The 13,014-nt window shown below is 72.5% G+C and carries 14 protein-coding genes and 1 riboswitch; of the genes, 5 read left to right on the forward strand and 9 right to left on the reverse strand.

Translation table 11 applies throughout. The features are described from left to right. The first annotated feature begins 171 nt into the window (after positions 1-171). Positions 172-277: riboswitch (TPP riboswitch) on the forward strand. A gap of 72 nt (positions 278-349) precedes the next feature. From O7605_RS02860 to O7605_RS02870, 3 genes are all read left to right on the forward strand, one after another. Next, positions 350-940, forward strand: a complete 591-nt coding sequence (locus O7605_RS02860) for an ECF transporter S component (protein ID WP_269737776.1) — start codon at positions 350-352, stop codon at positions 938-940. Positions 941-1,042: 102 nt separating this feature from the next. Further along, the gene (locus O7605_RS02865) at positions 1,043-2,482 is read left to right on the forward strand and encodes an ABC transporter ATP-binding protein (RefSeq protein WP_269737777.1); all 1,440 of its coding nucleotides are present in this window, start codon (positions 1,043-1,045) and stop codon (positions 2,480-2,482) included. Beyond that, positions 2,479-3,279, forward strand: a complete 801-nt coding sequence (locus O7605_RS02870; protein ID WP_269737778.1) for an energy-coupling factor transporter transmembrane component T family protein — start codon at positions 2,479-2,481, stop codon at positions 3,277-3,279. The genes O7605_RS02865 and O7605_RS02870 overlap by 4 nt, the downstream gene beginning before the upstream one ends. A gap of 150 nt (positions 3,280-3,429) precedes the next feature. Here O7605_RS02870 and O7605_RS02875 read toward each other — a convergent pair whose 3' ends face one another. Beyond that, a complete protein-coding gene (locus tag O7605_RS02875; protein WP_269737779.1) occupies positions 3,430-3,657 on the reverse strand; it encodes a hypothetical protein in 228 nt (75 codons plus the stop codon). A gap of 401 nt (positions 3,658-4,058) precedes the next feature. Here O7605_RS02875 and gndA point away from each other — a divergent pair, with 401 nt between their 5' ends. After that, on the forward strand, positions 4,059-5,504 hold the full coding sequence (gndA, locus tag O7605_RS02880) for an NADP-dependent phosphogluconate dehydrogenase (protein WP_269737780.1): 1,446 nt from the start codon (positions 4,059-4,061) through the stop codon (positions 5,502-5,504). A gap of 100 nt (positions 5,505-5,604) precedes the next feature. Here the strand turns inward: gndA and O7605_RS02885 are convergent, their stop codons facing one another. The 3 genes from O7605_RS02885 to recO all read right to left on the reverse strand — a co-directional run bounded on the left by O7605_RS02885 (position 5,605) and on the right by recO (position 7,597). After that, entirely contained in the window at positions 5,605-5,790 is a 186-nt protein-coding gene (locus O7605_RS02885; RefSeq protein WP_269737781.1) for a hypothetical protein, read from the reverse strand. Positions 5,791-5,903: 113 nt separating this feature from the next. Continuing rightward, positions 5,904-6,680, reverse strand: coding sequence for an isoprenyl transferase (locus tag O7605_RS02890; protein WP_269738688.1), 777 nt, complete (start codon positions 6,678-6,680; stop codon positions 5,904-5,906). A 32-nt stretch (positions 6,681-6,712) separates the two neighbouring features. Further along, entirely contained in the window at positions 6,713-7,597 is an 885-nt protein-coding gene (gene recO, locus O7605_RS02895) for a DNA repair protein RecO (RefSeq protein WP_269737782.1), read from the reverse strand. A gap of 126 nt (positions 7,598-7,723) precedes the next feature. Here recO and O7605_RS02900 point away from each other — a divergent pair, with 126 nt between their 5' ends. Continuing rightward, positions 7,724-8,587: a DUF4097 family beta strand repeat-containing protein gene (locus O7605_RS02900; protein WP_269737783.1), complete on the forward strand. Its 864-nt coding sequence runs from the start codon at positions 7,724-7,726 to the stop codon at positions 8,585-8,587. On the opposite strand, the gene O7605_RS02905 is transcribed toward O7605_RS02900, so the two are convergent. The 5 genes from O7605_RS02905 to ybeY all read right to left on the reverse strand — a co-directional run bounded on the left by O7605_RS02905 (position 8,574) and on the right by ybeY (position 13,002). Beyond that, a complete protein-coding gene (locus O7605_RS02905) occupies positions 8,574-9,695 on the reverse strand; it encodes an acyltransferase family protein (RefSeq protein WP_269737784.1) in 1,122 nt (373 codons plus the stop codon). The genes O7605_RS02900 and O7605_RS02905 overlap by 14 nt on opposite strands. A gap of 171 nt (positions 9,696-9,866) precedes the next feature. Then, positions 9,867-10,754, reverse strand: a complete 888-nt coding sequence (gene era / locus O7605_RS02910) for a GTPase Era (RefSeq protein WP_269737785.1) — start codon at positions 10,752-10,754, stop codon at positions 9,867-9,869. A 22-nt stretch (positions 10,755-10,776) separates the two neighbouring features. After that, entirely contained in the window at positions 10,777-11,154 is a 378-nt protein-coding gene (locus O7605_RS02915) for a cytidine deaminase (protein WP_269737786.1), read from the reverse strand. Continuing rightward, on the reverse strand, positions 11,147-12,529 hold the full coding sequence (locus tag O7605_RS02920) for a hemolysin family protein (RefSeq protein ID WP_443083861.1): 1,383 nt from the start codon (positions 12,527-12,529) through the stop codon (positions 11,147-11,149). Before O7605_RS02920 ends, O7605_RS02915 begins: the two co-directional genes overlap by 8 nt. Further along, entirely contained in the window at positions 12,529-13,002 is a 474-nt protein-coding gene (ybeY, locus tag O7605_RS02925) for an rRNA maturation RNase YbeY (RefSeq protein WP_203996152.1), read from the reverse strand. The genes O7605_RS02920 and ybeY overlap by 1 nt, the downstream gene beginning before the upstream one ends. Positions 13,003-13,014 lie beyond the last annotated feature (12 nt).

A 13,014-nucleotide genomic window follows, 5' to 3' on the forward strand; every position in this document is an offset into this window, starting at 1 on the left:
GGACTGAGATTACCGTCCGGCGCGGATGACGTCGATGGATGTCACAGATTCGGTCGGCCGCAGCCGCGTCCCCGGCCGACCGGACCAGCCGGACGCGAACACCCGTCGTGACCTGGGTGGATCACATTGCCGGTGGATCTTCCATGGTGTTAGCGTCGGCGGGACAGACAACACCTCCGACAGGGGAGCGCACAGCGCTGAGAGTGCGGGTCCGCCCGCAGACCCTCCGTACCTGATCTGGGTAATGCCAGCGCAGGGAGTTCGGTCCACCTCCAGCCCGCCACCGTCCGGCGCCGCCGGGCGGAGCGTGCGTCTTGCCTGGTTCGCATCCGGACTGGGAGCAATCATCGTGCAGACAACTGACAGCAACCGCTGGCGCACCATCGACATCGTGGTGGCGTCGGTCATCGCGGTCGCCTTCGGCGTCATCTTCTGGGCCTGGGGCGTGGTGTGGAGCGCCACCGAGGGCGCCTTCAGCTTCTTCCCGCCGGCACAGACGCTCATCTACGGTGTCTGGCTGGTGCCGGCCGTCCTCGGCGGCCTCGTCATCCGCAAGCCCGGCGCCTCGCTGTACTGCGAGTTGCTGGCGGCGGTCATCTCGGCCCTGCTCGGTAGCCAGTGGGGCACCATCGTCCTGTTGCAGGGACTGATGCAGGGCCTCGGCGCCGAGCTGGCCTTCGCCGCCTTCCGGTACCGCTCGTACCGGCTGCCGGCCGCCCTGCTGGCCGGCGCGCTGACCGGCCTGAGCGCGGCGATCTTCGACTTCGTCTACTGGAACGCCGAACGCGACATCGCCACCTACCGCCTGCCCTACGCCGCGCTCACCGTCGTCAGCGCCACCGTGATCGCCGGTGCCGGCGCCCACGCCCTCACCCGTGCCCTCACCCGCACCGGCGTCCTCGACCGCTTCCCCGCCGCCCGCGAACGCCCCCTCGTCTGACCTCGGAACCCGGCCACGTTGATCATGAGGTCAGCGGCAACTTCGGTCTCCACAGCAACCGTCAACCTCATGATCGACAGGGAGGAAGGAGGGGTGGGAGGGATGGGCGCGGGGGTGTGGGTGCGGGGGTTCGGATGGCGGCATGCCGGGAGGCGTGGCTGGGCGGTGCGTGGGGTCGATCTGCGGGTGGAGCGCGGTGAGAAGGTGCTGCTGCTCGGGGCGTCGGGGGCCGGTAAGAGCACCCTGCTGGCGGCGCTGGCCGGGCTGCTGCCCGAGGACTCCGGGGAGCACGAGGGCACCATCGAGATCGACGGCCGGCCGGTCGGCGAGGCCCGCGACGGGGTCGGCATCGTCTTCCAGGATCCGCAGTCCCAGCTCGTCATGGCTCGCAGCGGTGACGACGTGGCGTTCGGGCTGGAGAACCGGGGCGTGCCGACCGGACAGATCTGGGACCGGGTCGACGAGGCGCTGCGCCGGGTCGGCTTCCCGTACCACCGGGACCGACCCACCGCGGCGCTCTCCGGCGGTGAACAGCAGCGCCTCGCCCTGGCCGGCGTGCTGGCGCTGCGTCCCGGTCTGCTGCTGCTGGACGAACCCACCGCCAACCTCGACCCGTCCGGTGCCGCCCTGATCCGCGCCGCGCTCGGCCGGGCGGTGGACGCCGACACCAGCCTGATCCTGGTCGAACACCGGGTGGCCGAGGCGCTACCCCTGGTCGACCGGGTGGTGGTGCTCGAACCCGGCGGCGGGATCCGCGCCGACGGCCCGCCGGAGGCGGTCTTCGCCGCGCACGGCGACGCCCTCGCCGCAGCGGGAGTCTGGGTGCCCGGCCGCACGATCCCGCCGCGCCGGGCCGCGGGTCCGGCGGGTGAGGTGCTGCTCACCGCCGAACGGCTCGGCCAGCCGCCCCGGCTGTCCCCCACCGACCTGACCGTACGCGCCGGTGAGGCGCTCGCCGTGCTCGGTCGCAACGGCGCCGGGAAGTCCACCCTGGCGCTGCTGCTCGGTGGACTCCTCCGGCCCGGCACCGGGCGGCTGGTGGCGAGCCCGGAACTGGCCGGTGTGTACGCGCTGACCGCGCCGCACCGGTGGCGGGCACCGGCACTGACCCGCCGGATCGGGTCGGTGTTCCAGAATCCCGAGCACCAGTTCGTCACCGGCACGGTCTTCGACGAACTGGCCCTGGGGCCGAGGCGGACCGGGGTGCCCGAGCCGACGGTCCACGACCGGGTGGCGCAGTTGCTGGATCGGTTGCGGCTGGACCGACTCGCCGCCGCCAACCCGTACACCCTCTCCGGTGGCGAGGCGCGGCGGCTGAGTGTGGCGACCGCCCTGGCCACCGCGCCCCGCCTGCTGATCTGCGACGAACCCACCTTCGGCCAGGACCGGCGCACCTGGCGGGAACTCGTGGACCTCCTCGCCGACCTGCGCGACGCCGGCCACGGCCTGGTCGCCGTCACCCACGACGCCGAGTTCGTGGCCGCGCTGGCCGACCGTACGCTCACCCTCACGCCGCCCGACGCCGACCCGGTGCCGCGATGATCACCCTGGAGCCGATCGCCCGGCCGGGCGCGCCGTTGGCCCGGCGCAATCCGGTGGCCAAGCTGGCGGCGGCGATGCTCTTCGCGTTTCCGCTGATGACCACGCTGGACCCGGTCACCCCGGCCATCGCGATCGCGGTGGAGCTGGCGGTGCTGCCGCTGTTCGGGGTGCACCCCGGGCTGCTGGCCCGACGTGCCTGGCCACTGCTGGCCGCCGCGGACGGCATCCTGGTCACGCTCGTGCTCTTCGCCGCCGACCGGTCGGGCCGCGTACTGCTCGACGCGGGGCCGATCGTGGTGACCTCGGGCGTACTGATCACCGCCCTCGGTCTGGTGCTGCGGCTGTTCGCGGTGGCGCTGCCCGGCGTGATCGTCTTCGCCACCACCGACCCGACCGACCTGGCCGACGCACTTGTGCAGAACGCCAGGGTGCCGGCCCGGTTCGCCATCGGGGCACTGGCGGCGTTCCGGTTGGTGCCGCTGCTCGGCCAGGAGTGGCAGATGATCACCGTTGCGCGCCGGGCGCGCGGAGTCGAGGCGGGGCGCGACCCGGTGGCCCGGCTGCGGCTGTTCGTCTCGACAGCGTTCACGCTGCTGGTCGGGGCGATCCGGCGGGGCACCCGGCTCGCCGTGGCGATGGATGCCCGAGGCTTCGACAGCGGCGTACCGCGCACGGTCGCCCGCCGCCAGCGTTTCGTGGCGGCCGACTGGCTGCTCGTGGTCGGCGCGACGGCGACCGCCGGGGCCGCGCTGGCCGTCAGCGTGGCGCTCGGCACCTTCCGCCCGCTGATCGGCTGACGCGCCACCGCATCCCCGACCGGATCGAAGCGCCCCCGGCGCTCGACTGTCCGTTCCCGACCTGCCACCGGCCGACCTCAGCGCCGCGACGCGGGCAGGCGACGGGCCGGGTGCGCTCACCGACGCGCACCCGGCCCTCGCGCCGGCCCGTCAGCTACGCCGGAAGGCGTAGCGGCGGACCTGGCCGGTCCGCTGGCCGCGTCCGACACCGGTGGTACCGGTGGCCGGTGGCCCCGCCTTGGGGGCGGCGGGCCGCCCGGTCGGCAGGGTGGGAACCGGCGCGATCGCGACGTCGTCCAGGTTCGCCGGCGTGACGGCGGCGAGTTCCGCCGAGTGGCGGTCGGGACGGGATTTACGGGAGCTGCGCTTGGCGGGCATCTGTGCCTCCTCGCTCGGCCGGCGACCGGTGGCCGGTCGGTCGGCCGCGTCGTGAGGACCGCCACCTGGGCGGTCGGGGACGGTTCGGACTGCTGCCCGGGACCGGCCACGAAGGACGCCATCGCCGATGGCGGATGGACACACGCGGACGCCCGGGAGCGCACGGGTCGCGGCACGACAGCGGCGAACCCGGCTCGGGAAAGAGGGCGTCAGTAGCGCATGCCCGCACGTTATCGCCCAGGCGAGGTCGGCGCAGCCGAATTAACGTCACCGCTCCGCGCGGGGGTCGTGGTGCGCTACGCGACCACCTGATGACCAGCGGTGGGGGGACGGCGCACGGCGCCCGGGTGCCGCGATACCGTCGCAGCACTACAGGCAGACGGCGGAAGGTGGCGACGAGGATGGCGGATCGGGCTACGGCGCAGATCGGTGTGACCGGGCTGGCGGTGATGGGCCGCAACCTGGCCCGCAACCTGGCCCGTAACGGGTTCACCGTGGCGTTGCACAACCGCTCGCCGGAACGGACCCGGTCGCTGGTGGCGGAGCACGGCGACGAGGGCACCTTCGTCCCGACGGAGTCCCTGGCGGACTTCGTCGCCGCGCTGGAGCGGCCCCGCGCGGTGATCATCATGGTCAAGGCGGGCGGGCCCACCGACGCGGTGATCGACGAGTTGGTGCCGCTGCTGGAGGCGGGCGACATCATCATCGACTGCGGCAACGCGCACTTCGCCGACACCCGCCGCCGCGAGGAGGCGCTGCGGGCGCACAGCCTGCACTTCGTCGGCACCGGTGTATCCGGTGGCGAGGAGGGCGCGCTGTGGGGGCCGAGCATCATGCCGGGCGGCTCGGCCGAGTCGTACCGCAAACTCGGACCGATCTTCGAGAAGATCGCCGCGCAGGTCGACGGCGTGCCCTGCTGCCAGCACGTCGGGCCGGACGGCGCCGGGCACTTCGTCAAGATGGTCCACAACGGCATCGAGTACGCCGACATGCAGCTCATCGCCGAGGCGTACGACCTGCTGCGGGCCGGGTTGGGGGCGGAGCCGGCGGAGATCGCGCAGATCTTCCGGGAGTGGAACTCCGGTGAGCTGGAGTCGTTCCTGATCGAGATCACCGCCGACGTGCTGGCGCACACCGACGCCGCCACCGGGCAGGCGTTCGTGGACGTGGTGCAGGATCGGGCCGAGCAGAAGGGCACCGGCCGCTGGACCGTCCAGATCGCCCTCGATCTGGGCATTCCGATCACCGGCATCGCCGAGGCCACCTTCGCCCGCTCGCTGTCCGGGCACATCGGCCAGCGCGAGGCCGCGCAGCGGGCCTTCACCGGCAGCGGCGAGAAGTGGCAGGTCAGCGACCGCGAGGCGTTCATCGAGGACGTACGCCGGGCGCTGCTGGCCTCGAAGATCGTCGCGTACGCCCAGGGCTTCGACCAGATCCGTGCCGGCAGCGCCGAGTACGACTGGGGCATCGACCTGGGCGGCACGGCGACGATCTGGCGCGGCGGCTGCATCATCCGGGCCCGGTTCCTGGACCGGATCAGGCAGGCGTACGACGAGCAGCCGGAACTGCCGACTCTGCTGGTGGCACCGTGGTTCGCCGACACCGTGCGCGACGGTGTGCCGAGTTGGCGACGAGTGGTGGCCGAGGCGGCCCGGGCGGGTGTGCCGGCGCCCGCGTTCGCCTCGTCGCTCGCCTACTTCGACGCGCTGCGGGCGGACCGGCTGCCGGCCGCACTGATCCAGGGGCTGCGCGACAACTTCGGCGCGCACACCTACCGCCGGGTCGACCGGGACGGCTCCTTCCACACCCTCTGGGCCACCCCCGACCGCGCCGAGGTCGAGGCCTGACCTCGACGCCGGCATCTCCCGTTACACCGCATCTCGCGGTATCCCTCGACGGGATACCGCGAGATGCCGTATCGCGGGGCTACCGGTCGCGCCGGTCGCGTCAGAAGAAGCGGCGGCGCTTGGCCTGCCGGGGGCGGATCAGGTCGGCGCCCTTGTTGAGCAGGCGGGTGGCCCGGTTGGGGCCACGTCGAGACTCCAGCGTGTGGCTCAGCTTCCGGGCTCCGGCGGCGGCGACCGGTACCGCGATGGCCATCACCGCCCACTGCCCGATGCGCTTGCGGATCATATGGGTTCACCTCCGTCAGTGGCTGCTGCCAGCGGTCATACCCAGCGTGGCCACCCGCTATGCGCCCGGGTGGCCGGAACCACCCGGCGACGAGGTGGTCGGGGCCACGGACCTCAGGTGGCCGGGGCCACGGGATTGGGCAGCGCGCCACCGAACCGGCGGTCACGCTGGGCGTACAGCTCGCAGGCGTACCACAGGTGGCGGCGGTCGAAGTCGGGCCAGAGCGTGTCCATGAAGATCAGCTCGGCGTAGGCGCTCTGCCAGAGCAGGAAGTTCGAGGTCCGCTGCTCGCCGGAGGGCCGCAGGAACAGGTCCACCTCGGGCACCTCGGGGTGGTAGAGGTACCGCCCGACCGTCTTCTCGGTGACCTTGGCCGGATCGAGCCGGCCGGCGGCCACGTCCCGGGCGATCGCGGCGGCCGCGTCGGCGATCTCCGCCTGCCCGCCGTAGTTCACGCAGAACTGCAGGGTCAGCGTCGAGTTGCCGCGGGACATCTCCTCGGCGGTCTGCAACTCGCCGATGACGCTCTTCCACAGCCGTCCGGCCCGACCGGACCACACCACCCGCACCCCGAGGTCGACCAGTTGATCCCGGCGGCGGCGGATGACGTCCCGGTTGAAGCCCATCAGGAACCGCACCTCGTCCGGCGAGCGGCGCCAGTTCTCCGTCGAGAAGGCGTACGCCGACAGGTACGGGATACCCAGCTCGATGGCGCCCTCGACGGTGTCGAAGAGGGAGAACTCCCCCGCCTCGTGGCCCTTGGTGCGGGGCAGGCCGCGCTCCTTGGCCCACCGACCGTTGCCGTCCATCACCACGGCGACGTGACGGGGCACCGCCTCGGACGGCAACGCCGGCGGTCGGGCTCCCGACGGGTGCGGTGTCGGCGGCACCGGCTCGCGCCGCCCGGCCCTCGACGATCGGATCACTCGGTCTTCTCCCTGCTCACGTCCTGTGACGCCCGGTCGGGCGGCAGCACTGCACCGGCGGGGGCGACCGTGCCGGCGTCGCCGCTCGATCGCCGCGCGCCGGGTGCCGCCGGCAGCCCACCCCGGTCCACCAGCGGCAGCGAGCGTAGCGCGCGTTCCAGGTGCCACTGCAGGTGCGCGGCGACCAGGCCGCTGCACTCCCGGCGTACCCCGTTCTCGGCCGCATCGGCGACCCGCCAGTCACCGACGGTGAGCGCCGACATCAGGTCGATGGTGGCCGGGGCCGGATGGGCGGCTCCCGGTGGTCGACAGTCCGGGCAGACCGCTCCCCCGGCCGGCACCGAGAACGCCCGGTGCCGGCCGGGGGTGCCGCAGACCGCACAGGCGGTCAACGCCGGTGCCCAGCCCGCCAGCGCCATCCCGCGCAGCAGGTACGCGTCGAGCACCAGCGTGGTGGCGTGCTCGCCGTCGGCGAGAGCGCGCAGCGCGCCCAGGGTGAGCTGGAACAGGCGCAACGACGGTTCCCGCTCGACCGGGGTGAGGCGCTCGGCGGTCTCGGCGATCGCGCTGGCCGCGGTGTAGCGGGGATAGTCGCCCAGGAACCGCTTGCCGTACAGGTCGATCCCCTCGACCTGGCTGACGGTGTGCAGCGAACTGCCGTGCTCCCCCTTGGGGTCTCCGGCCAGTTGCAGGTCGACGTGCCCGAAGGGCTCCAGCCGGGCGCCGAACTTCGACGTGGTCCGGCGCACCCCCCGGGCGACCGCGCGGAGCCGGCCGTGCCGCCGGGTGAGCAGAGTGATGATCCGGTCGGACTCGCCGAGCTTCTGCACACGCAGCACCACCGCGTCGTCGCGGTAGAGCTGTCGGCGGTACCCGGCCATCGCGCCATTCTCCCCTCCGGCTCGAAATCAGGTCCGACCCCGGGTCGGAATTCAGGGTCCGCTCGGGGTCGCCGTGCCGACGAACCCGGATGCGCGGCCGGTCGCACCGGTCGTAGCGTGCTCGGCATGGCTTCGTACCGGACCAGCGCCGTCCCCCGGCCCACCGCCGCCGATCGGCCCACCGCAGTGCGCCGATCCACCGCGCGGCGGGGGCGCGCCGGACGCCGGAGCGCCATCGCGGTCGCCGCGACCACCGCCCTCATCGTCCTGGTCGGGTGCGACAACCTGTCGTACCGGCGGCTGGACTTCGACACCACCGAGTCCGCTCCGATCACCGCGCTCCAGGTGCTGCCCGGTGCCGGCGACGTGGTGGTCCGCGCCGACGGCGCGGCGGACGGGGTACGCGTCAAGCGCGTGGTGCGCTACCAGGGCGCCCAGCCGGACGCGACGTACGAGATCAGGGGCGCCGAGCTGGTGCTGGACACCTCCTGCGGCCCCCGGTGCAGCGTCTCCTACGAGGTGACGGTCGGCGAGGGGGTGCGCGTACGAGGTGAGACCGGCTCCGGGAACGTCGACCTGAGCCGGGTCGGCCAGGTGGATATCAAGGTCGGCTCCGGCGACGTACGGGTGGCCGCGGCGACCGACGCGGTACGGGTGGAGACCGGCTCGGGCAACGTCGAGGTGTACGACGTGAGCGCCCCCGTCGTGGTGCGGGCCTCCTCCGGAAATGTGACGGCAAGCCGGCTCGGCGGCAGCGTGGACGCGGAGGCCAAGTCCGGCAACGTCACCCTCGAACTGGACAAGCCGGCCTCCGTGCGGGCGCACGCGTCGAGCGGCAACGTCGAGCTGACCGTGCCGAAGGGCGGGTACCAGGTCCGATCGAGGGTCGGCTCCGGCCGCACCGACCTGGGTGTGACGCACGACCCGTCCGCCGCGTCGGTGCTCGACCTGCGCACCGGCAGCGGCAACATCACCGTCACCGTGCGATGACGTCCCGGTCCCGGCCGCGCTGTCGCGGGACCGGCGGCCCGGCACCCGCCTCGTGATCCTCGTCGGCGAGGGACTCCGCGTGCCGGCGGACGGGGCGTGACGCCGGGCGACGGCCACCGGGCACCAGCTCCGGCGGGCGTCGCGCCGCGACATCCTCGACCCATCCCACCACCGCCGTCACCAGGCCGACCAGCAGGAAGACCAGGACCACCCGGACCGCCAGGCCCAGCAGATCCTGATGCGACCAGCCGACCACGTCGACCAGCGGGGTGAGTGCGACCACGAACGCCATGTGCCACAGGTAGACGGTCAGGGCCCGCCGGTTCAGCACGGTGACCGCCCGGCCCACCAGCGCGTTCCGGTCCACCCAGGCGGCGGTCGCCGGTGCCCGGCCCAGGGCCACCAGGATGAACGCGGCCGACCAGAGCGCGTTGCCGAGCGGAATGTCGTTGAGGTCGTAGCCGCGCGGACCCTGATGGGTCAGGATCCACGCGCCGCCCACCGCCGCCAGCGCCAGCGCGGTCGGCACCAGAATCCAGGCGCTCAGGCGGCGCAGCATCCCGCTCTGGTGGGCGAAACCCAGCAGCCACGCCCCGAAGTAGAGCCCGAAATGGCGCAGCACGACCGGCGGGTTCTGGTAGATGCCCAGCTCGATGACCAGCAACAGGCAGTACGGGGCGAGCAGGGTGGGTAGCGGGAACCGGCGGAACAGCCACAGCGCGACCGGGGAGGCGAGCACGAACCACAGGTAGTCACGCAGGTACCAGATCGGGCTCAGCGCCAGCGCGCCCCAGTAGTTCGCCGGCGGATCGGCCACCGGGAACAACCACAGCAGCACACCCGGGGTGAGCGGCAGCCCGGTGAGCAGCATCGCCGGCACGAAGATCACCGCGACCACCCACAGCGACGGCAGCAGCCGCCGCAGTCGCCGGCCGACCGCCGTCGGTCCGGACGCCGTCAGGGACGCGGCCATCAACGAACCGGCGAGCGCGAACATCACCGACATCGCCGGGAACACCAGCGTCAGCGATCCCCAGCCGGTGACGTGGTAGACGACCACCCGCAGGATGGCCAGAGCGCGCAGCAGGTCCAGGTATCTGTTTCGCATCAGCCTGCATCTGTGTCGGGGGCGCGGAGGCGGTTGCCTACCTACCCTCCGCCGCCCGCCGACAAAACAGCCAGAGACCCACCGGGATCGTGAAAATTCGCATATGCCTGACCGATGCCGATCACACGATCCGAGGCCGTTCGCCCGATTCCGCGGTACCGCCGGATCGGCTCAGAACCCGAGCTTGCGCAACTGCTTCGGGTCCCGCTGCCAATCCTTGGCCACGCGTACGTGCAGATCGAGGTAGACCTTCGTACCCAGGAGCTCCTCGATCTGCCGTCGCGCGGCGGTGCCGACCCCCTTGAGCCGCGCACCCCGATGCCCGATGACGATCGCCTTCTGACTCGGCCGCTCCACGTACACGTCGGCGTAGATCTTCGTCAGCCGACCCTCCGGGAGCATCTCCTCCACCACCACGGCGATCGAGTGCGGCAACTCGTCCCGGACGCCCTCCAGCGCGGCCTCCCGGATCAGCTCCGCCACCAGCACCTGCTCCGGGTCGTCGGTGAGCATGTCGTCCGGGTACAGCTGCGGCGACTCGGGCAGATAGCGGGTCATCACCTCCACCAGGGTGTCGACCTGGTGCCCGGAGACCGCGCTGACCGGCACGACCTCCGCGAAATCCCCCAGCTCACTGACGGCCAGCAGCTGCTCGGCCAGCCGCTTGCGATCGACCAGGTCGGTCTTGGTGACCACCGCCAGCACGGTCGCCTTCAGCTCGGCCAACTCGCCGGTGATGAACCGGTCGCCCCGGCCGATCGGCTCGTCGGCCGGAATGCAGAGGCCGATCACGTCGACCTCGCTCCAGGTCTGCCGCACCAGATCGTTGAGCCGTTCGCCCAGCAGGGTGCGGGGACGGTGCAGCCCCGGGGTGTCGACCAGCACGAGCTGCGAATCGGGTCGGTGCAGCACCGCCCGGATCACGTGCCGGGTGGTCTGCGGCTTGTTCGACGTGATCGCGATCTTCTGCCCGACGATGGCGTTGGTCAACGTGGACTTGCCGGCGTTGGGCCGGCCGACGAAACACGCGAACCCCGCCCGATAGGAGCGCTCGCTCATGCCCGCACTCCGCCGCGCCCGCTCACTCGGTCACCGTGCCGAGCACCGTGCCGTCCGGCCCGGCCAGGTGCACCGGGGCGTCGGCGGCCAGGTCACGCACCGCCGCGTAGCCGGCCCCGTCCAGCGTGGACGCCTCGGTCACCACCACCGCGGCCTCCAGCCGGGTGGCACCTGCCGCGGCCGCCGAGGCGACCGCCAGTTGCAGTGCGGTGATGGTCAGCGAGGGCAGCGACACGCTGGCCGCCGCGTACGTCCGGCCGTCCTGGTCCCGGACCGCGGCGCCCTCCACCGCGCCCACCCGTCCTCGGGCCCCCCGGGCGAGGACGACCAGCTTGGCGTCCTCGGCGCTCAGTTCGGTGCCACTGGACCGGGCGGCTGGTACGGCGGGTGACTCAGGCATCGGCGGGCTGCCTCTCCTCGGATCGGTCGGTGTCGGAGCGGGCCACGGTCGGCGTCCCACCCGGGTCGTGCTGCGTGTCGGTCGGCTCCACCCGGCGCACCAGCACGGTGTCGATCCGGTTACGGCGACCGGTGGTGCCTTCGGCGACCAGCCGCAGACCGGCCACCTCGACCTGCGCCCCCGGAATCGGCACCCGCCCCAGGGCCTGGGCGAGCAGCCCACCCACGGTCTCCACCTCGTCGTGCGGCAGCTCGGTGTCGAACAGCTCGCCGAGATCCTCGACCGGCAGCCGGGCGGTGACCCGCACCGCGCCGTCGGGCAACTGCTCGACCGGCGGGCGCTCGACGTCGTACTCGTCGGTGATCTCGCCGACGATCTCCTCGAGGATGTCCTCGATGGTGACCAGGCCGCCGGTGCCGCCGTACTCGTCGACCACGATGACCAGGTGGTTGCGGGCGGCCTGCATCTCCGACAGCAGGTCGTCGACGGGCTTGGACTCCGGCACGAAGGTCGCCGGCCGCATCAGCTCGGCCACCGGCAGCTGATGATCCTCGGCGGCCCCGCCCTGGGTACGCCGGATCAGGTCCTTGAGGTAGAGGATGCCGAGCACGTCGTCGACGCTCTCGCCGATCACCGGGATCCGGGAGAAGCCGGAGCGCAGGAACAGCGCCAGCGCCTGGGACAGATTCTTGCCCGACTCGATCCACACCATCTCGGTACGCGGCACCATCACCTCGCGGGCGATGGTGTCACCGAGCGCGAAGACCGAATGGATCATCTGCCGCTCGCCGTGCTCCACCACGCCCCGCTGCTCGGCCAGGTCGACCAGCTCCCGCAGCTCGACCTGGGTGGCGAACGGCCCCTCCCGGAAGCCACGGCCCGGGGTGACCGCGTTACCGATCAGGATCAGCAGGGACGCCAGCGGGTTGAGCACCCGGCCCAGCCAGCGCACCAACGGGGCCGCCGCGCGGCCCACCGCGTACGCGTGCTGCCGGCCGATGGTGCGCGGACCGACGCCGACCACGACGAAGCTGACCACGGTCATCGCCCCGGCGGTGACCAGCGCCGCCCGCCAGCCCGCACCGAAGGTGTCCACCGCCACCAGCGCCACCAGCGTGGTGGCGGTCAGTTCGGCGAGCAGCCGGAGCAACAGCAGCAGATTGAGGTGCCGGACCACGTCACCGGCGACCGTCTGGAGGGTGCGCGCACCCCGGATCCCCTCGCGGGCCAGTTCCGCCGCCCGGGCCGGCGAGACCGCGGCCAGGGCGGCCTCGGTCATCGCGATCAGGCCGGCGAGCACCACCAGCCCGGCAGCGAACACGAGCAGTTGCAGGTCGGGTAGGCCGGTGGCGGACGCGGCCAGCGCTGTGTCCATCACCGGGAGCGGGCCGACCGCCAGCTCGCCAGCAACCGGGCCTGGAGCCCGAACATCTCCCGCTCCTCCTCCGGTTCCGCGTGGTCGTAGCCGAGCAGGTGCAGCACACCGTGCACGGTGAGCAGGTGCAACTCGTCGGCGGTGCGGTGCCCGGCGGTCGCGGCCTGCTTCGCGGCCACCTCCGGGCAGAGCACGATGTCGCCGAGCAGCGCCGGCTCACCACCGGCGGCGGCGCTCTCACCCGGCCCGTGGTCGACGCTGCCCTCGTCCATGGGGAAGGCCAGCACGTCGGTCGGACCGTCGCCACCCATCCAGCGATGGTTCAGCTCGGTCATGTAGTCCACGTCCACCAGCAACACGGACAGCTCGGCGAGCGGGTTGACCCCCATCTCGTCGAGCGCGTGCCGGGCGACGGCGAGCACGGCGTCGGTGTCGACCTCGGCACCGGACTCGTTGGCGATCTCGATGGACAACTGTCTTCCCTC

Source organism: Verrucosispora sp. WMMA2121 (assembly GCF_027460185.1).
GTDB lineage: Bacteria > Actinomycetota > Actinomycetes > Mycobacteriales > Micromonosporaceae > Micromonospora > Micromonospora palythoicola.